Genomic DNA, 17,229 nt, shown 5'->3' with positions numbered 1-17,229 from the left:
AAACTACTTTCTATGCTAATCCGGTCAAAAGCCAACTTCCTTTTTTTATCACTTTTTACAGGTTCAGTACTGTTTTCGCAGGCACATAACGTATCAGAAGGCTATCAGAAACCTACAGATCCCCTTGTTATTCAGAATCTGGAACAATGGCAGGATCTGAAGTTCGGACTCTTTATGCATTGGGGAACCTATAGCCAATGGGGAATCGTAGAAAGCTGGAGCTTATGTCCGGAAGATGAATCGTGGACTCAGAGGAAACCTGAGCATGGAAAATCTTATGATGAATATGTAAAAAACTATGAAAACCTTCAGACGACTTTCAACCCGGTACAGTTCAATCCTCAGAAATGGGCCGATGCCGTGAAAAAAGCGGGAATGAAGTATGTAGTGTTTACCACGAAACACCACGATGGTTTTGCCATGTTTGACACCAAAGAATCCGATTATAAAATAACCTCTTACCAAACCCCCTTTTCAAAAAATCCCAAAGCAGATGTTACCAAAGAGATTTTTAATACATTCAGAAAAGAGGGATTTAAAATCGGGGCTTATTTTTCAAAACCGGATTGGCATTCCGATGATTACTGGTGGCCTTACTTTCCACCGAAAGACAGGAATGTCAATTATGATCCGAAGAAATATCCTGAACGATGGGAAAATTTTAAAAAATTTACGTTCAATCAACTGAATGAAATTACCTCCAATTATGGGAAAATTGACATTCTATGGCTGGATGGTGGCTGGGTGCGCCCTTTTCATACCATCGATCCGAAAGTAGAATGGCAGCGTACCATCAAGGTAGAGCAGGATATTGATATGGACAAAATAGGGATGATGGCCAGAAAAAATCAACCGGGAATCATCATTGTAGACCGCACTGTTCCGGGTAAATGGGAAAATTATGTTACCCCGGAACAAGCCGTTCCTGAGCATGCCCTTTCCATTCCGTGGGAAAGCTGTATCACGATGGGAGATTCCTTCTCTTATGTTCCCGATGATCACTACAAAACTTCCCAAAAGATCATTGAAACATTGGTTAAAATCATTTCAAGAGGGGGAAATTATCTGATGAATATTGCACCGGGCCCTAATGGGGATTATGATGCCATAGTCTATGAAAGATTAAAGGAAATTTCCGGATGGATGGATCAAAACCAATCTGCAGTATTTGCTACAAGAAGCGTAGCTCCCTATCATGAAGGTAATTTTTACTATACTCAAACTAAAGACGGCAATACACTGAATGTTTTTCATCTTGACGAAAAATCAGAATATCAGGCACCGGCAGAACTGACCTTTACACTCCCTGAGCAATTTAAGCCCAAATCATTAAGTATTTTAGGACTTTCCAAAGTTCACTGGAAGCAATCAGGAAATACCATTAAAGTGAAGCTTGCTGAGAACCGGAAGAACCTGAAATATGCTTCGGTAATTCAATTAAAACAATAAAAAAGAGCAGAAATACATCCGCTCTTATGAAAAAAAAATATGTAAATTAAAATCTTTAATATTTTCTGGCCAGCAGTACGTTTAGTAGGAATGTACCGGCCCAGTTACTGTTATTACCTCCTTCAGTTCCCACAAAATCTACACGGGCAACCGATACCGTAAGTTGGGTTTTCCCACCTACATTGGCAAGGCTTACAAATGAAGCTGTAAAAACATCAGGATAGCTTGAGTTATTTCCGGCGGTAAGGATAGGGTACATATTGGTCACATTAAAAGGAGCCCCTTGATATTCATAAACAAGAGTCATTCTGCTGCTTTTGGTAAAACCGGAAGTAATAGGACTCCCATTTACGGCACCAAATGACGAGTTTACAGAAGATTTACTGATAATCCACCACGCATCCGCTCCTGTTCCGGTATCAAAAGAGGTATTGGTATGATTCGTCCAATCTGTGACTCCAGGACTTGCACTGTTGTGGGGCGGTATTGTAAGCTGCGCCCCATAAATTTCAACGTTACTCGGTTTTGGAAGCACGGTGAAAGACAGATCCCAGGTTCCGCCTGTAGTATTGCTGTTGTTGACTACTTCTGCGTAAGCTCCTGTAGGAATCACAAAAGATGAAACCGGAGTATTGTCAATTCGCAGTGTATTTCCACTGGAAGCCTGAAGGGTAATACTGGAGGCAGAGATATTTTTAATCTTATAGATCCTTCCCGTATAACTTGAGGTTCCGGTTCCAATGACTGGAAGAGTAAAGGTAGCATTACCTGCTCCATTATAAGTAATGTAGTGATCAGTGGCCAGAATGCTGTAGTTGGTTGCAGTAACTTGAGTATAGCCTGCTCTGAGGGAACCGTTGATTGCTAAAGTACTATTCGGAGTAAGTGTATTAATACCTACTTGCGCAGCCAGGGGAACAGCTCCGAATAGAAGAATCAGGATGTATTTTTTCATATTTTTAAAATTGGTTTAACAAAAATATGAAAAAAGTAATATAAAAAATCACTTGATAATGAATAAATTAAATATTTAATTTAAAGTCACTATTGTGTGATAACATGCGGCTTTGAAATGCTAGACTAATCTGCAGGGAACTTCTAAATCTTCGGTCAGATAATAACTGCAACATAGCCGATGATACCCATCTGCAATAATCAATTCATTTTTTCCTCTTACCAATAAAATGGGCGAAAGTTTTTTATTTTTCTCTACCTTTTTTAGGTTTTCCTTCACATGAATATTGGTCTCCGGTAGCAGAGCAAGCTTACTGGCACGGAGAATATCTTTCGATTTTTTGATGATAGTAGGAGCAGCTTTCAATTTCTCTACTGTTTTTTTTACTTCAGCAGGCTCAAAAAGAAGTTCCAGGTAGTCTTGGGCAGCAGGGAAATCATGGTCTTCAGGTTCTTTCAGCCATAGATTATCTCTGGTCAGATTCTTGTTTTTTGCAGGTGTTTTCATAGATTTTAAGTTAAAAAAGATCAATAAATTTATAGAAAATATGCCGTAATCAGCATGGCAATTGTCTATAAGCCGAATGCCATATTTTAAATCTCTGATCTTTGAATCTCAGCTTTTAATGCTGCAATTTGTGCACCATTTCCCACACCGTGGATCTTAGAATTTTAAAACATGCTTTCCATACCCTGAAATCCACAATTGTAATCCCACATCAAAAAAATGGTATGATATATGCAAGATTCATGATGAACCGGAATGAATTTAATTAAGAATATTGAATTAATTGAAATCATTCAAAAATATGAACATTATGAAAAAGTTATTCATTTCAACACTATTAGTATTAGGTTTCACCATGAGTGTTTCAGCCCAGAGACGTCCACCTGCTCCGCCACATCCTTCAAAAAGCGAATTGGTGAATATTAAAATGCAAGAGCTTACCAAAAAATACAACACTGAGAAAAAACTGATTCTTAATCACCCGCTTGCTACCAAACAGATGAAAAGAGATCAGATGAAAGCTTTAAATAAAAGATTTGCGATGGAAAAACAATTGCTTAGAGAAGCGAAATAATATAGATTTTCTGTTATTTCTAAAACCATAAGAACAGGTTTTTATCTTTTTGATTTTGATAATTTTCAAAGGTAAAGTAAGATTTATTGAAAGAGAATGCGTATTGCGTTCTCTTTCTTGTTTATAATTGAATAAATGAGGCCTGTTGATGCATTTTCAGATCGATTCGCAGAAATGTAAAACATCCAATATTTTTCCTTAAATTCGCATAAAAATTTTTAAAGTAATGAATTACGATATTATTGTCATTGGAAGTGGTCCTGGTGGATATGTTACTGCGATCAGAGCAGCACAATTGGGTTTCAAAACCGCAATTATCGAGAAAGAAAACTTAGGAGGAATCTGCCTGAACTGGGGATGTATTCCAACGAAAGCTTTATTGAAATCTGCTCAGGTTTTTCATTATATCAACCATGCTGAAGATTATGGATTAAATAAAGTGGAAGCAAGCTTCGAATTTCCGAATGTGATTCAGAGAAGCCGTGGTGTTGCCAGCAAAATGAGCAAAGGAATCGAATTCTTGATGAAAAAGAACAAGATTGACGTAATTCTTGGTACTGCGAAAGTACAGAAAGGTAAAAAAGTTTCTGTAATAGATAAAGACGGTAAAGTAGTAGAATATACAGCAAACCACATTATCATCGCTACAGGAGCGCGTTCAAGAGAATTACCAAACTTACCGCAGGATGGTAAAAAAGTAATCGGATACAGACAGGCATTATCTCTTCCTGAGCAGCCGAAATCTATGATCGTTGTAGGTTCTGGTGCTATCGGAGTAGAATTTGCTGATTTCTATAATACAATGGGAACTAAAGTAACTGTTGTTGAATTTATGCCAAACATCGTTCCTGTAGAAGACGAAGAAATCTCTAAACACTTAGAGAAATCTCTGAAAAAATCAGGAATCGAGATCATGACTAACGCTTCTGTAGAAAGCGTAGATACAACAGGAGAAGGCGTAAAAGCTAACGTTAAAACGGCTAACGGAAACATCACTCTTGAAGCTGACATCCTTTTATCTGCTGTAGGTATCGCTGCCAATATCGAAAACATCGGTTTGGAAGAAGTAGGAATCCAGACAGATAAAGGTAGAGTATTGGTGAACGAATGGTATGAAACTTCAGTACCTGGTTACTATGCCATCGGTGATATTATCCCAACTCAGGCATTGGCTCACGTTGCTTCTGCAGAAGGAATCACTTGTGTTGAGAAGATCAAAGGGATGCACGTTGAGAAAATCGATTATGGTAATATCCCTGGATGTACATACTGTCACCCTGAAGTAGCTTCTGTAGGTCTTACAGAAAAGCAGGCTAAAGAAAAAGGATACGAAATCAAAGTAGGTAAATTCCCTCTTTCTGCAAGTGGTAAAGCTACTGCAAACGGAAATACAGACGGATTTATCAAAGTAATCTTTGATGCTAAATACGGAGAGTGGTTAGGATGCCACATGATCGGTGAAGGAGTAACGGATATGGTTGCTGAAGCAGTTGTAGCAAGAAAACTTGAAACGACAGGTCATGAGATCATCAAATCTATTCACCCGCACCCAACTGTTTCTGAAGCGATCATGGAAGCAGCAGCAGCAGCTTATGGTGAAGTGATTCACATCTAATATGAAATACAGAAATCATATAACAAAAGCCTGGAGAAATCCGGGCTTTTTTTATTTATACAGCTATTTTATGAATTTTGTGTTTCGTTATTCAGGTTCTCAAGCGTTTTCTGATAGCTGCTATAGCTTTTAAATCCCGCGATATAGATCAGCTCTGTCACAGGTAATCCTTTATATGCAGGGGACGATTTTAGCTCTTCTATTTCAGCTAATCGCAGTCTGTTGATATAAGTACTGAAGTTCAGACCATAATTTTCATTAATAAAACGAGAGAGATAAGTTCTGTTGGTTCCAATATCCCGGGCAAAATCTGTGATTTTTAAATGACTGTTCAAATGGGGTCTTTGTTCCGCTATATATTTGTCAAACTTCACTTTATCAATAATCTGTATGAGCTTTTCATCACCGGTTTCAATATTCTGATAGGGGATTGCTGAGGATGGAAAATTTTCGGTAAATATATTATAACAGAGACTGGTAAATAAGAAAAAAGAAAGGAAACTTAATGAAATTGTGACAATATAAATACCCACTGGAAGGATAAAAGACAGATTCGGTAAAAAGTATAAAATAACACTCGTTGCAAATAATATAGAGGTTGTCAGAAGCCACCGCATGTCACCTTTAAAATAAGGGGTGTGATTAAACTGAGCAAGAAAAGTAGTACTGCTCTTTAAAGACAAGAAACAGAAAAACAGAGCAGACAGTATACTTACATACATTCCCGGCTCTCCAAGATAATGGAACAGCCGGAAACCATTAATAATGTTATATTTTTTATTGGATACAAAGATTGATCCTTCCTGCGAATCAGAATTATAAATCATCCATATACTGTATAAGAGAAAAAAAGTGATGGGGATAATATAAAACAGAATTGAAAAACGCTTTCTTGTAATAAGATAAATATTGTGGCAAAATAGGATAGGAACTACAATAACACATAAAAAATTCAAAATAATGATGCTTATCAAGTTTTGAAAAGCTATGAGAAGTATATTGAGATAAAAAACTGCTGATAAAAGGAGAAAACATGAGCTTACAATAAATAAAGCGCTGTTTTCAGAAGTATTCCTGTTGAGCAGTGACTTGATGACTAATAGCAAAAAGCAGAATAGACTTCCTATTAATGGAATATAAACCGAGAGATGAGCAAGATGTTCCATGATACACTTTGAAAAATAGATTAAGTATTATTTTTTACCGCTCTCCAATAGCTTCGTACACTTCCAAAACCAGCCATTCTGGAGATTTCTTCAATGGATACTGTACTGTTCTCATCAAGAGAAGAAAGTACCTTTACTTCATGCACCCTCCAATTGTTGGTGTACTGGCTAAAACTCATTCCGTATATTTCATTAATAAATTTTGAAAGATAAGATCTGTTGGTACTGAAAGCGGAGGCAATATCTGTAATTTTCAGGTCCGGGTTCAGATAAGGCTTATGATCCCTGAAGTAATCTTCAAATGCTTTTTTATTGATAATAGTTACCTGTTCGATCTCCTGTTTATATCCGTGAATAATATGACCGGTAGGAGCAAGCATTGCGTTGTTGCTGGCTGGAGTCAAAAACTGATAATTTCTTTCCAGAATATGGTAGGTGGTAAAACAGAAAAGGAATGAGGCCGTAATAAAATTAAGCATATATAATATATCCCCGATTTGAGGGGAAGTAAAAGGAAAAGTAAAGGACAATAAAAATGAAAAGGTTTTGAGGACAATAATTCCGTATAGCCAATACATTTTTCTGGGAAGCTTTTCTACGGACTTACTTTTAATAGAATCATAGTATAGATTGATATATTTTAAAGAAAATGAAGTATAAAATATGAGATAGAATACAAGTGAAAATGCCGTATATGGCTTCATGTACCTATTTATTTCAACTGGAGAAGGGGTCTTATCATTGAGTAAAGTAAAAAAGAACCAAATGATAATAAACATGACAACAGGAAAGATGTAATGAATCATCGGAATAAACAGTTTCTGGTCTTTATTGGTTATTACATAAATATAGTGAAATGACACTACTTCAAGAAGTTGAATATATAAAATTAAAAAAGGATAATCTTGAATTTTTTGAGGGATTATGTGTATGTCACGTAATGATAGATAAAGACCTAATATGGCATTCATTCCAAAATAAACCATTAGAATTATTCTTACTGCTTTTTCTCTTCTGAATTCTTTTTTATGATAAGAATTGAAAATTAATGAATAGCAAACCATCCCTGAAATCATAAAAATCAGAAAAAAAATAAGTTTATAGCTGGATGGTAACATAAAATAATGTATTTTGTAATTTATTGATAATCAATTTTTTGTTTTTTAATTTACGATTTGTCACTCATGTTTTTACGCTTTATTCTCTATCAAAGTGTATTTATTTATTGCTTTGTATCCAGTAACAAACCCCATACATGATGAAAAAAAATAACCTTTATTTTTTCTGCTTTCCAATGCTTCCCCCTTCAATTTCCAACATGGAAATGAAAAATGAAATTCCTCTTTTTTTTAGTGAATATACTAAAATTGACAGGATAAAATGGAACCCTATTTAAATTAAACTTTTAGAATGTTAAAGTACTGTTTTACATCCATATAAAACATTGAAAAGCTGTTTAGTATAAACAGTAGTCTATCGTCCTTATTCCCTTTTACCCTCACTTTATCTTTAAAACAATCATAAAATTTCTGCTTAGAATAAAAAGCGGACGCATACACTCATGAAAAAAAACACCTACACTTCTGCCAATACACTTCCTCCGGTTCAGCTAAAAGACTTCATGACTAAACTTCAGATAAAAAATGCAAACAATGAAGAACAGCTTGAAAATTACTATCATAAAGTCTCAGGAATGGTGAATAACATCAGAGATCTTGCTTTGGGATCGTTCTTTTGGTACGTGCTGGATTTTAGTCAATTAAGAGCAAGATGGATGAGTGATGATATTGGACATATGACTTCATATCCGTCAGAAAAATATACAGATTCTCAGCTTGGTTTTTTCCTGGAATTATACCATCCTGAAGATCAGCCTTATATTCTGTCAGCGATCTTATCCGCCGTGAACTTGAGTACAGATATGGATCTTTATGAAAAAGAGAAAACACGATTTAATATCTACGGAAGAATGCTCAATTCCCAAGGAGAATACAGATGGACGCTGATGCAGCTTTCCAAACCTTTGCTTAATAAATACAATGAAATAGAATCTGCACTGGCACTGGTTTATGACCTTGCTTACCTCAGAGGGTGCAGTCTTCCATTACTTTCTGTAATAGACTGTACAGGAAAAGAAGCCTTTTATTATAAACGTTACAAAAATGAAGATAATGAGGAATCTGAAGAACAGTTTGTCACCAAAAGAGAGAAAGAAATACTTTATCTGATTGCAAAAGGATACAATACACCACAGATTTCTGAAAAACTATATATTTCCTATCACACCGTAGAAAAACACAAATGCAATCTCAGAAAGAAGACCAATACGAAGACATTATCAGAGTTGATGGTCTATGCACTTACGCACAACCTGTTGATATTGTAGTTTTTTAGAATATTTTAGGTAGGAAGCAGGAAGGGAAAACAATGATGGGTATTTATAGTACCCATAAAACTCCCTATTATCCTGCTTTCTTACCTCAATATTTCACGGTTCCCAACCTCAGATTTCCTGAGATGATTAAAGCCAAAAATTGCTTACCACGGATTCCCTCAAAGCAGATTTTTATTAAAATAATTTTAAAATCGACAGATTTATAAAAATTAATCATGTTATATCAACCTGTTTTCTTAAATTTATTCAATGAATTTTGAGAAAGTAGGACTTGTTTTATCAGGAGGTGGTACCAAAGGAATCGCCCATGCAGGAGTATTAAAATTCTTAAAAGAGAAAGACATAGAAATAGATATACTTTCCTGCTGTAGTGCCGGATCTATTGTTGGCTGTCTGCATGCTGTAGGAAAAACCCCGGAAGAGATCCTGGAGTTTTTCAATTCGGTGTATTTTTTCAATTGGAAACACTTTACATTCAATCAGCCGGGACTGGTTTCATCGGTCATTTTCAGAAACTATCTTAAACCCATTTTTCATGAGATGAAACTGGGAGACCTGGATATGGAAGTGAAAATTGTAGCCACAGAGCTGGTTTCAGGAACTCAGAAAATTTTTGATAAAGATTTTGAAATCGTTGATGCGGTCATTGCTTCCTGCTCGATTCCGGGAATTACCACACCTTATATCATTGGAGAAGAGATGTATTGTGATGGAGGAGTACTCAATAATTTTCCGGCAGATATTATCAGGGATGACTGTGATAAGCTAATTGGGGTTTTTGTATCTCCGCCGAATGATGCAAAGATCAAAGACCTGAATTCTATCAAAGCCATTGTCTCCCGTTCCTACGATCTTCTTTCCTATAGAATCGAAAAAGTGAAATTTGATTACTGCGATTGGTTTATCTCTTCTCAGAAACTCTCCACTTACGGCACCTTTGAACGAGGTAAAGACCGTCTGGAACAGATCTTTAATATAGGTTACGAAGCTGCTAAAGACAGCTACGAATCAAGCCGTTTTCTTACTACGCTCAGACATTCCGGATCATAAAAAAATCCTGCACAAAAGTACAGGATGGTATCTTTTAAAGAATATCAGATAACTATTTTTTAACTACATAGCCGTCCTGACGTACGATTTCACGGTCGTTCGCATCATTCACGGTAAGCGTATAAGGGGCTTTTTTTGCAGAATCAGTCAGGTAGTTTCTCCAGACCTGATAGCTATGACCTTCATTGTTGAAGACGATATAATAATTACCTCCTGTCCCGTCAGGAACAAGTTCTCCATCGCTGATGATCATGCTTGGCTTGGTGGTAAGACTGGCATTGGCATTCCATGACTGATAAAGATATTTGCCATTAGGCTGTTTATCAATTCTTATTTTAAATTTTTTGGTTTTTATAATGACCGTCTTAGGTACCTGTTGAAAGGCTGACATGTTCATAAAATTTCCGGTAACCGGATTAGTAGACGTTTCTTTCGCATAAGCGAATGAAAACTGAGCTAAACAGAAAGCTCCTAATAAAATAGGTTTGATCATATTGAGTGGTTATTGGTTGATATTTCAGATTCTATCAAATATGAAGCCATTTTTCAATATTAAAAATAGATAGAGCTTGAAAATGTTGGAAAGGAAACGTACCTGACATTAGAAATTCCAATTTTTGGAACAGTTTGAGTGAAAAATGAAGAAACATCGCTGCAGTGGAAGAAAAACGGATAAAAATTCTTACCTTCAAGTTTAAAATTAATTAACCCACAATTTCGAATACGATCTGAGATGATTTTTATAGTTCAGTGTATGGTCACCCTTCTGATTATCACTTTTTTTATTTTCTCCATTATTGTAATTTATTCTAAAATTTTTAAAAAAGAATCCAAAGCTTTTTTTGGGATGATGATCAGCTTTATTTTACTTTTAGGAGTAACAAAAATGAGTCATCATTTAATTAAAAATGAGCTTGTAAAAAATATAAAGCATTCAAAAATAGAGCAGAAGGATTCAGCTTTTTCAAAAGAAGAGTTATCAGATATTACGGTGAGTGATGAAAGAAAAAATACAATTGATAAGGATATTTATCTGATTCTTTTACCTGAAAAAGATACGATCTACCTTAATCAGGATGCTCGTGACAGGAACAAATTTTGGATTCATTATAAGAAATACGAAATTTTAAAAAATACTGCATCCATAGGGTATATAATGAAAAAGTAAAAATCGCCCGAAAAAATTTTCGGGCGATTTTCATATGATTTATACAGTATAACTCGCAAATGCTTCTTCCAGACTGTCGAATTTTCCTTTAAACTCATCAATCGGACAATCCTGAAGAATATTTCCTTTATGAATCAGAATCACTCTGGAGCAAAGCGCTTCCACTTCCTGCATGATGTGCGTGGAAAGTAAAACGGTCTTTTGCTGTCCGATTTCCTTTACTACATTTCTGATTTCAAGAATCTGGTTAGGATCCAATCCATTGGTAGGTTCATCCAGAATCAGAAGGTCAGGCTGATGAAGAATTGCCTGTGCCAGCCCTACACGTTGTTTGTATCCTTTGGAAAGCTGTCCTATTTTCTTAGATTTTTCAGGAGTAATGCCTACCAGTTTGATCACCTCATCTACTCTGGATTCAGTGATTTTGTGAATATTGGCCACAAACTGAAGATATTCTTTCACATACATTTCCAGATAAAGCGGATTGTTTTCCGGCAGGAAACCTATTTTTTTCTTGCTTTCAATCTCATGGTCGGAAATGTTTAAGCCATTAAAGATGATCTCCCCCTGATCAATTTTCAGGGCACCTACGATCGATTTCATGAGGGTAGATTTTCCGGCTCCGTTGGGGCCGAGAAGACCGATGATCTCATTTTGGTCAATAGAGATGTTGATATTGTCAAGAGCGGTCTGTTCACCGAATTTTTTGGTTAGATTGATGATCTGAAGCGGCATATGTTTTTAATGTCTTTCTGCAAAAATAAAATAAAAAAACTCATTCAATGGAATGAGTTTCGTAATATTTATAAAATATGATTATTTTCTTGATTTTTTCCCGCTTGAAGGGGTAGCTGTAGAAGCAGTACTGGATCCGGATTTATTGGCACCCGGAGCAGGCTTGTCATACAGCACATACTTTCCATTGGTTCTTCCAAAGACTTTATCAACCTGTTTCTGGGTAAGAAACTGTGATTTTCCGATGTACTTTCTGTTTTTATTGATCACCTGAATAAACTGTACGGTTTGCTGGCCGTAGTTTTTTTCATAATGCAGCTCAATAATGTCATTAGGAAGTTCCAGGATCACATTTTCATCAGGAGCTGATATAAAACCATCCATAATCAGTTTATATAACCCTGCTACATCTCCGTTAAGGTTCTGGAATGAAAAAGATCTGATCGTATTCAGGTTGCTGGTGTTAAGGTCCTGGTAATTGATTGTAAATTTATCTTCCTTTTTATAGAGACCAACGGAATTATCTTTACCAACTTCCACCAAACTTTCATTTTTCAACACTTTGATCTGTGAGAAAACCGAAATACCGAACATACATGTAATAAGTAGAATTATTTTTCTCATGGAATGAATTTTAATGTTTTATAAATTGGTGCACTTAAATTTACTAATAAAAAGGTAAATACTTTTATTAACTTGAAACAAAAGTAACACTTTTTTTTAATATTTATAGGGGATTGGCTGCGAATACTATGGATGTCATTGGTGTTGCAAAATATTGTCAATCATTTTGTTACATATTTCTTATAGAATGGCTATAGAACACGTTTTGGTGAAATAATCTAAATCAACATGGTGTAAGGTGTTGAAAAACAGATTAGAAATAAGCTTTTCAAGAGGTGGTGTTAAAAATAATTTAAAATAAATGTTAAAAATGATGACTGACGAGATAAGAATTCATTTTCTTCAGGCATTAAGTACTTCATAGGCAGTTTATAGCAGCCGTTTTTTTAAAATGAGATCCGTGAAAGAATCATATTCCTGTTTATAGCTTCTTCCTACCGGGATGTGATGATCGCCGAGAAGAACTTCATGGCTGCTGAATGCGGTAACGAATCTGGTATTGATGATAAAAGATCTGTGAATTCTTACAAAACCTTTACCGGATAAAGCTGTTTCAAGATGTGCAATCTTAGTTTTGGAAATAACGTTTTCCTGAGCAACGGAAACAATTTTGACATCATTTCCCTGACTTTCCAGATATAGGATCTCAGAAAGAAGGAGCTTCCTGTGCATTCCTTCAGTTTTTATGATGATGAAGTCTTCTTTTGTATCCGGAGCATTTCTCAGAATACGTTCTACCGACTTGAAGAAACGTTCAAAGGTGATCGGCTTCAAAAGGTAATCTACAGCTTCAAGTTCAAACCCTTCAATGGCAAAGTCGCGGTAAGCCGTTGTGAAAATGGTTCTGGGCTTTTGAGGAAGTGATTTCAGAAAATCAATTCCGCTCAGATCCGGCATCTGAATATCGAGGAACATGAGATCTACTGTCTGATTCTGAAGGATCTTATAGGCTTCGATCGCATTAGCCGCTTTTCCGACAAGTTTCAAACCGTCGATTTTAGAGAGATGATTTTCCAGTAATGCTGTAGCTAAAGGCTCGTCGTCTACAATGATACATTTAATCATGGTGGGAAGGAGTGATTATTTCAACTTTAAAAATATTGTTTTCCTGTGAAACTCTGAAATCAAAATTTTCATGGTAATGATGCCGGAGTTGCTTCCTTATATTTTGAAGTCCTATTCCACTTTCATTATTGCTTTGATTTCCGGTGCAGGTATTCTCAATTTTGAAAACAGAATACTGACTGTTGGTTTCTGCCTCAATTTTTATTTCAGTCGTTGCTGAACTTTTTCCCGCTCCATGCTTGAAGGCATTTTCTACCAAGGTAAGATATAACAATGGCGGAATAGCATTAGCAGAATGAATGGCCACCTGTTTGCTTATTTTTAATCTTTCATCATGATACCGGAGACTTTCCAGGGAAATATAATGATCGATAATCGCCATTTCATCAGAAACCGAAACCCATTTCTTCTGACCTTTGTATAAAATATAATCCAGAATATCAGAAAGCTGGCTGATCGATTGAGATGTTTTATCAGACTGGCTTACAGAAAGAGAATAAATATTATTCAGGGTATTAAACAGGAAATGAGGGTGAAGCTGGGATTTCAGAAACTGCAGTTCAAGTTCGGTTTTTTCTTTTTGCAGCCTTATCGTGTTTTCTTTTTCATCTTTATACCGTAAGATAAACATGATGGCAATGAATATAAAGGCTCCGCTGATAATAGGGAAGGTATAATGGAACAGAAGATACTTTATATCGGTCAATATACTGATGATGCTGTCTTTAGGCAGATCTGTAAAAAAGGGCTCGGCGAGATAAACAATGAAAATTCTATTAATAACGGAGATAAAATAAAGACTAATCACAAGATATACTACAAACTCAATATACTTTTTGCGATCAGAAAACTGACGGATCAGAACATAATAAATCCAATTGGCTCCCATGATCTGAAAAATCCAATGACAGAAATTGTAAATAATTAACTCTTTGAAAATGCCTTCCGAATACTCACCATAAGTTCTTGCTACTCCAAATAGAAATAGGGCAGTCCAGAAGAATAACTGAAAATACAGATGCTGTCTGATATGAATCTTTGAATAGGGTTTCGCCATGATCAAAAATATAAAAACTTAGTGTATCACCACCGAAGCGGATGCCAAAGGATACAAAAATAAGATGAATAACCTGATGATGGATGTAAACTGCAGGTTGTACCGTTGACAGCAGATTATAGGTTGTCTGAATGCCGGACAAAAAACCGATTGAAGATTGCTCAATCTTTGCTGGAAAAAAATGACAGAAGAACCTTCAGAAAGACTTTATGGGCTGGATCACCTGAGAGCGGCAGCCATTATACTGGTGCTAATGTATCATTACCGGGCGTTTGAACATCCTTTATGGATTGACCGTGTGGGAAGATTTGGCTGGACCGGGGTAGATCTATTTTTTGTCTTAAGCGGATTCCTCATTTCGGGGCAGTTGTTTAAAGAAATTGATGCCAAAGGGAGTCTTCGTTTAAAAATATTTTATATCAAACGTTTTTTCAGAATCATTCCGCCTTATCTTTTTACCCTTTTCCTGTATTTTGCGATTCCTTTATTCAGAGAGCGGGAAGCATTATCTCCCTTATGGAAATTTTTGACATTTACCCAGAACTATGGTCTCAATGTCATTGACCGGGGAACCTTCTCTCATGCATGGTCACTATGTATCGAAGAACAGTTTTATCTTATCCTTCCTGTATTACTTCTTATCGCAGCGAAAACCAAACGTTTTAAATATCTGCCTTTACTGATCATAGTTGTGATTGCTTTTTCAATAATGTACAGATTGATGGTATGGAATGAGTGTATTACCACTTTGAAACCCGGTTCTCTGGATTTCTGGAGATTATGGTATATGAAGATCTATTATCCTACACATACAAGGCTGGATGGGCTTAGTGTCGGAGTTTTGATCGGATATTTAATGCAATATTCATCAGGATTTAAAAAATGGGTTCACCAGAACGGAAATATGATCTTTCTGGGGGGAATGCTGTTGTTGGGAATTTCCTTTTGGGTGTGCGATGATCAGGCTTCAGAGCGGGCTTCATTATTCGGATTTACGATCGTGGCGGTAAGCTATGGAATGATTGTGATGTCTGCAGTCTCAAAATCATCATTTCTGTACCGGTCGAAGTCTTATATAACCTCACAGCTGGCGGCTCTATCTTATGCTGTCTACCTTTCACACAAAGGAATTATTCATATGACTCAGGCTGCGCTTGAACGTTGTGACATTCAGACATCGGGTCATATCAGTCTGGTTTTTTGTTTGCTGGCTTGTATTACAGGTGGAATTTTGTATCGGTTTCTGCTTGAAATTCCTTTTTCGCGGATTAAATTCCGGATATTAAAAAGAGAGAAATAGGTAGGGAAAATTTATCTTACAGGTTGGGTGAATTCTTCCGCGGGCATTTTGGGATCCCGTCCCCTTTCAAATCCTTTAATAAACAGATAGATGGTCAGAAATAGAATACTGATGATGATACAAACCGACCACAGAATTTTTTGTTTTCCCGGTATTTTTAACTTTGAAACAAACAAAACAGCGATAGCAGTTACTGAGAAAATAAGTAATAGGATTCCCATAGTCGAATAGTGTTTCTATAAGAATTGGATGTCATCATTATTTAGAAGTCATAGTTTTCAATACGGTATTTTTGATGGCAGCTTCCTGAAAGCTCCAGTTTTCACTCTTCTTAGGCATTTGGTTTTCGAGGATAATTAAAGAGGTATCCGTAGAAGGAAAATATACATTAAGGCATGTAAATCCGTCTCCAAGCCCGGTAACTCCATAATAATCGAGGCCGGCTTCTTTGATGAATCTTACATTATAACCAAATCCCATGCTTTCTTTACCGAAAACGTTATGTTGGGCAGTGGTAGAAGGAGTAAGCATCAGTTTCTGAAACTCCGGAGATAAAAGTTTTCCTTTAAAGAGGGCTTCATCCCACTTGGCAAGATCCTGTACAGTAGAAATGACGCCTGCTGCAGGGGCAATCTCTTGATTCAAAAATGATTCTTTCACCTTTTCAAACTGATTATTATCGCTTCTGTAGCCGGATACAAGAGACTGATTATTCTTCACGTTATAGATAAAACTCTTGTCCATTTTCAGTTTTTTGAAAAGGGACTGGGCGAGTTCCGTAAAATCTTTGCCGGTAGTGCTTTTAAGAATTTCTCCCAACAGCATATAAGAAAGATTTCCGTACTTAAACTGTGAACCGGCTTTGAATGCAGCAGGTTTCTCTGTATCTGTAATGCCATGTGTATGATTCAGGAGATGATGGACAGTAACAGTGTCTGCCCAGGACTGCGTAAGAGAAGGAAGGTATTTCTTTATAGGAGTCTTCAGATTAAGCTTTCCCTGTTCTGCAGCCTGTAAAACCAAAACAGCAGTGATCTGTTTCGAGTTGGACATGATTTCGAACTGGTCATCCGTCTTCAAAGGAATCTTCTTTTCAAAATCTCTATAGCCATTAGCTTTCAGGTATTGTATTTTACCCTTTTGAGAAACCAGAACAACACCATTGAAGGTGAGTGGAGAAGAGGCTGTCATAATGCTGTCGATCCTATGGGTATAATTGGGTTTCTTTTGTGAAAAAAGAGGTGAGCTTAAAAACAGGATGGATAATGCAAAAATGGTCTTCTTCATGATAAATAGTGGTGTTGAGTGTTTTTGCTGTCAAATATATCTATTTTCTGACCTTGTTTTGAAAGATTGTGAAAATTTAAGAGATTAATGATAATTTTTTTGAACAGAGAACGTTATAAAACTGTATTCTGATAGTTATGATGTTTAAAAACTGAGATCAGAATTGAAGAATCAGGCTTTATCATTGACCCCTTATTTTTAACAGGAGATTCATTGGAAATACTGGTAGAATTTGAGTTTTCTGTGTTCCGTATCGGAATTCATTTTATCTGAGTCTTTTAC

The 17,229-nt window shown here is 36.2% G+C and carries 18 protein-coding genes; 7 read left to right on the top strand and 11 right to left on the bottom strand.

Annotation, left to right across the window (positions count from 1 at the left end; translation table 11 throughout):
• Window positions 1-12: 12 nt before the first annotated feature.
• Window positions 13-1,449, top strand: coding sequence for an alpha-L-fucosidase (locus AC106K_RS24315; RefSeq protein ID WP_482448139.1), 1,437 nt, complete (start codon window positions 13-15; stop codon window positions 1,447-1,449).
• A 55-nt stretch (window positions 1,450-1,504) separates the two neighbouring features.
• Here the strand turns inward: AC106K_RS24315 and AC106K_RS24310 are convergent, their stop codons facing one another.
• Window positions 1,505-2,404, bottom strand: coding sequence for a hypothetical protein (locus AC106K_RS24310; protein WP_482448138.1), 900 nt, complete (start codon window positions 2,402-2,404; stop codon window positions 1,505-1,507).
• 120 nt (window positions 2,405-2,524) lie between these two features.
• Window positions 2,525-2,911: a hypothetical protein gene (locus AC106K_RS24305; protein WP_482448137.1), complete on the bottom strand. Its 387-nt coding sequence runs from the start codon at window positions 2,909-2,911 to the stop codon at window positions 2,525-2,527.
• Window positions 2,912-3,221: 310 nt separating this feature from the next.
• Here AC106K_RS24305 and AC106K_RS24300 point away from each other — a divergent pair, with 310 nt between their 5' ends.
• Both AC106K_RS24300 and lpdA read left to right on the top strand, forming a co-directional pair.
• Window positions 3,222-3,485 carry a hypothetical protein gene (locus tag AC106K_RS24300; protein ID WP_482448136.1) on the top strand — a complete coding sequence of 88 codons (264 nt, stop codon included), beginning with the start codon at window positions 3,222-3,224 and terminating at the stop codon, window positions 3,483-3,485.
• Window positions 3,486-3,711: 226 nt separating this feature from the next.
• The gene (lpdA, locus tag AC106K_RS24295) at window positions 3,712-5,100 is read left to right on the top strand and encodes a dihydrolipoyl dehydrogenase (protein WP_482448135.1); all 1,389 of its coding nucleotides are present in this window, start codon (window positions 3,712-3,714) and stop codon (window positions 5,098-5,100) included.
• A 68-nt stretch (window positions 5,101-5,168) separates the two neighbouring features.
• On the opposite strand, the gene AC106K_RS24290 is transcribed toward lpdA, so the two are convergent.
• Window positions 5,169-5,927, bottom strand: coding sequence for a helix-turn-helix domain-containing protein (locus tag AC106K_RS24290; protein ID WP_482448134.1), 759 nt, complete (start codon window positions 5,925-5,927; stop codon window positions 5,169-5,171).
• 359 nt (window positions 5,928-6,286) lie between these two features.
• Window positions 6,287-6,970 carry a helix-turn-helix transcriptional regulator gene (locus AC106K_RS24285; protein WP_482448133.1) on the bottom strand — a complete coding sequence of 228 codons (684 nt, stop codon included), beginning with the start codon at window positions 6,968-6,970 and terminating at the stop codon, window positions 6,287-6,289.
• A gap of 857 nt (window positions 6,971-7,827) precedes the next feature.
• Between AC106K_RS24285 and AC106K_RS24280 the strand changes: the two genes are divergently transcribed.
• On the top strand, window positions 7,828-8,652 hold the full coding sequence (locus AC106K_RS24280; protein ID WP_482448132.1) for a LuxR C-terminal-related transcriptional regulator: 825 nt from the start codon (window positions 7,828-7,830) through the stop codon (window positions 8,650-8,652).
• 258 nt (window positions 8,653-8,910) lie between these two features.
• A complete protein-coding gene (locus AC106K_RS24275) occupies window positions 8,911-9,711 on the top strand; it encodes a patatin-like phospholipase family protein (RefSeq protein WP_482448131.1) in 801 nt (266 codons plus the stop codon).
• A gap of 52 nt (window positions 9,712-9,763) precedes the next feature.
• Here AC106K_RS24275 and AC106K_RS24270 read toward each other — a convergent pair whose 3' ends face one another.
• A complete protein-coding gene (locus AC106K_RS24270) occupies window positions 9,764-10,204 on the bottom strand; it encodes a hypothetical protein (protein WP_482448130.1) in 441 nt (146 codons plus the stop codon).
• A gap of 393 nt (window positions 10,205-10,597) precedes the next feature.
• Here AC106K_RS24270 and AC106K_RS24265 point away from each other — a divergent pair, with 393 nt between their 5' ends.
• Window positions 10,598-10,879, top strand: a complete 282-nt coding sequence (locus AC106K_RS24265; RefSeq protein WP_482448129.1) for a hypothetical protein — start codon at window positions 10,598-10,600, stop codon at window positions 10,877-10,879.
• Between the two features lie 39 nt (window positions 10,880-10,918).
• Here AC106K_RS24265 and AC106K_RS24260 read toward each other — a convergent pair whose 3' ends face one another.
• From AC106K_RS24260 to AC106K_RS24245, 4 genes are all read right to left on the bottom strand, one after another.
• The gene (locus AC106K_RS24260) at window positions 10,919-11,614 is read right to left on the bottom strand and encodes an ABC transporter ATP-binding protein (RefSeq protein WP_482448128.1); all 696 of its coding nucleotides are present in this window, start codon (window positions 11,612-11,614) and stop codon (window positions 10,919-10,921) included.
• An 81-nt stretch (window positions 11,615-11,695) separates the two neighbouring features.
• Window positions 11,696-12,238 carry a hypothetical protein gene (locus tag AC106K_RS24255; protein WP_482448127.1) on the bottom strand — a complete coding sequence of 181 codons (543 nt, stop codon included), beginning with the start codon at window positions 12,236-12,238 and terminating at the stop codon, window positions 11,696-11,698.
• Window positions 12,239-12,607: 369 nt separating this feature from the next.
• The gene (locus tag AC106K_RS24250; protein WP_482448126.1) at window positions 12,608-13,303 is read right to left on the bottom strand and encodes a LytR/AlgR family response regulator transcription factor; all 696 of its coding nucleotides are present in this window, start codon (window positions 13,301-13,303) and stop codon (window positions 12,608-12,610) included.
• The gene (locus AC106K_RS24245) at window positions 13,296-14,360 is read right to left on the bottom strand and encodes a sensor histidine kinase (RefSeq protein ID WP_482448125.1); all 1,065 of its coding nucleotides are present in this window, start codon (window positions 14,358-14,360) and stop codon (window positions 13,296-13,298) included. Before AC106K_RS24245 ends, AC106K_RS24250 begins: the two co-directional genes overlap by 8 nt.
• Window positions 14,361-14,541: 181 nt before the next feature.
• Here AC106K_RS24245 and AC106K_RS24240 point away from each other — a divergent pair, with 181 nt between their 5' ends.
• A complete protein-coding gene (locus AC106K_RS24240) occupies window positions 14,542-15,660 on the top strand; it encodes an acyltransferase family protein (protein ID WP_482448124.1) in 1,119 nt (372 codons plus the stop codon).
• 11 nt (window positions 15,661-15,671) lie between these two features.
• On the opposite strand, the gene AC106K_RS24235 is transcribed toward AC106K_RS24240, so the two are convergent.
• The gene (locus AC106K_RS24235) at window positions 15,672-15,881 is read right to left on the bottom strand and encodes a hypothetical protein (protein WP_482448123.1); all 210 of its coding nucleotides are present in this window, start codon (window positions 15,879-15,881) and stop codon (window positions 15,672-15,674) included.
• 37 nt (window positions 15,882-15,918) lie between these two features.
• A complete protein-coding gene (locus AC106K_RS24230; RefSeq protein WP_482448122.1) occupies window positions 15,919-16,947 on the bottom strand; it encodes a serine hydrolase domain-containing protein in 1,029 nt (342 codons plus the stop codon).
• Window positions 16,948-17,229: the final 282 nt, after the last annotated feature.

The sequence above is a fragment of the Chryseobacterium sp. FR048 genome, from assembly GCF_056844665.1.
Note: the sequence above shows the minus strand (reverse complement) of the source record. Positions and strands in the feature narration are given on the sequence as shown.

Coding starts and splice junctions, on each gene's coding strand:
- AC106K_RS24315 (WP_482448139.1), top strand. CDS start 13: ATGCTAATCCGGTCAAAAGCCAACTTCCTTTTTTTATCACTTTTTACA.
- AC106K_RS24310 (WP_482448138.1), bottom strand. CDS start 2,404: ATGAAAAAATACATCCTGATTCTTCTATTCGGAGCTGTTCCCCTGGCT.
- AC106K_RS24305 (WP_482448137.1), bottom strand. CDS start 2,911: ATGAAAACACCTGCAAAAAACAAGAATCTGACCAGAGATAATCTATGG.
- AC106K_RS24300 (WP_482448136.1), top strand. CDS start 3,222: ATGAAAAAGTTATTCATTTCAACACTATTAGTATTAGGTTTCACCATG.
- lpdA (WP_482448135.1), top strand. CDS start 3,712: ATGAATTACGATATTATTGTCATTGGAAGTGGTCCTGGTGGATATGTT.
- AC106K_RS24290 (WP_482448134.1), bottom strand. CDS start 5,927: ATGATTTATAATTCTGATTCGCAGGAAGGATCAATCTTTGTATCCAAT.
- AC106K_RS24285 (WP_482448133.1), bottom strand. CDS start 6,970: ATGAAGCCATATACGGCATTTTCACTTGTATTCTATCTCATATTTTAT.
- AC106K_RS24280 (WP_482448132.1), top strand. CDS start 7,828: ATGAAAAAAAACACCTACACTTCTGCCAATACACTTCCTCCGGTTCAG.
- AC106K_RS24275 (WP_482448131.1), top strand. CDS start 8,911: ATGAATTTTGAGAAAGTAGGACTTGTTTTATCAGGAGGTGGTACCAAA.
- AC106K_RS24270 (WP_482448130.1), bottom strand. CDS start 10,204: ATGATCAAACCTATTTTATTAGGAGCTTTCTGTTTAGCTCAGTTTTCA.
- AC106K_RS24265 (WP_482448129.1), top strand. CDS start 10,598: ATGAGTCATCATTTAATTAAAAATGAGCTTGTAAAAAATATAAAGCAT.
- AC106K_RS24260 (WP_482448128.1), bottom strand. CDS start 11,614: ATGCCGCTTCAGATCATCAATCTAACCAAAAAATTCGGTGAACAGACC.
- AC106K_RS24255 (WP_482448127.1), bottom strand. CDS start 12,238: ATGAGAAAAATAATTCTACTTATTACATGTATGTTCGGTATTTCGGTT.
- AC106K_RS24250 (WP_482448126.1), bottom strand. CDS start 13,303: ATGATTAAATGTATCATTGTAGACGACGAGCCTTTAGCTACAGCATTA.
- AC106K_RS24245 (WP_482448125.1), bottom strand. CDS start 14,360: ATGGCGAAACCCTATTCAAAGATTCATATCAGACAGCATCTGTATTTT.
- AC106K_RS24240 (WP_482448124.1), top strand. CDS start 14,542: ATGACAGAAGAACCTTCAGAAAGACTTTATGGGCTGGATCACCTGAGA.
- AC106K_RS24235 (WP_482448123.1), bottom strand. CDS start 15,881: ATGGGAATCCTATTACTTATTTTCTCAGTAACTGCTATCGCTGTTTTG.
- AC106K_RS24230 (WP_482448122.1), bottom strand. CDS start 16,947: ATGAAGAAGACCATTTTTGCATTATCCATCCTGTTTTTAAGCTCACCT.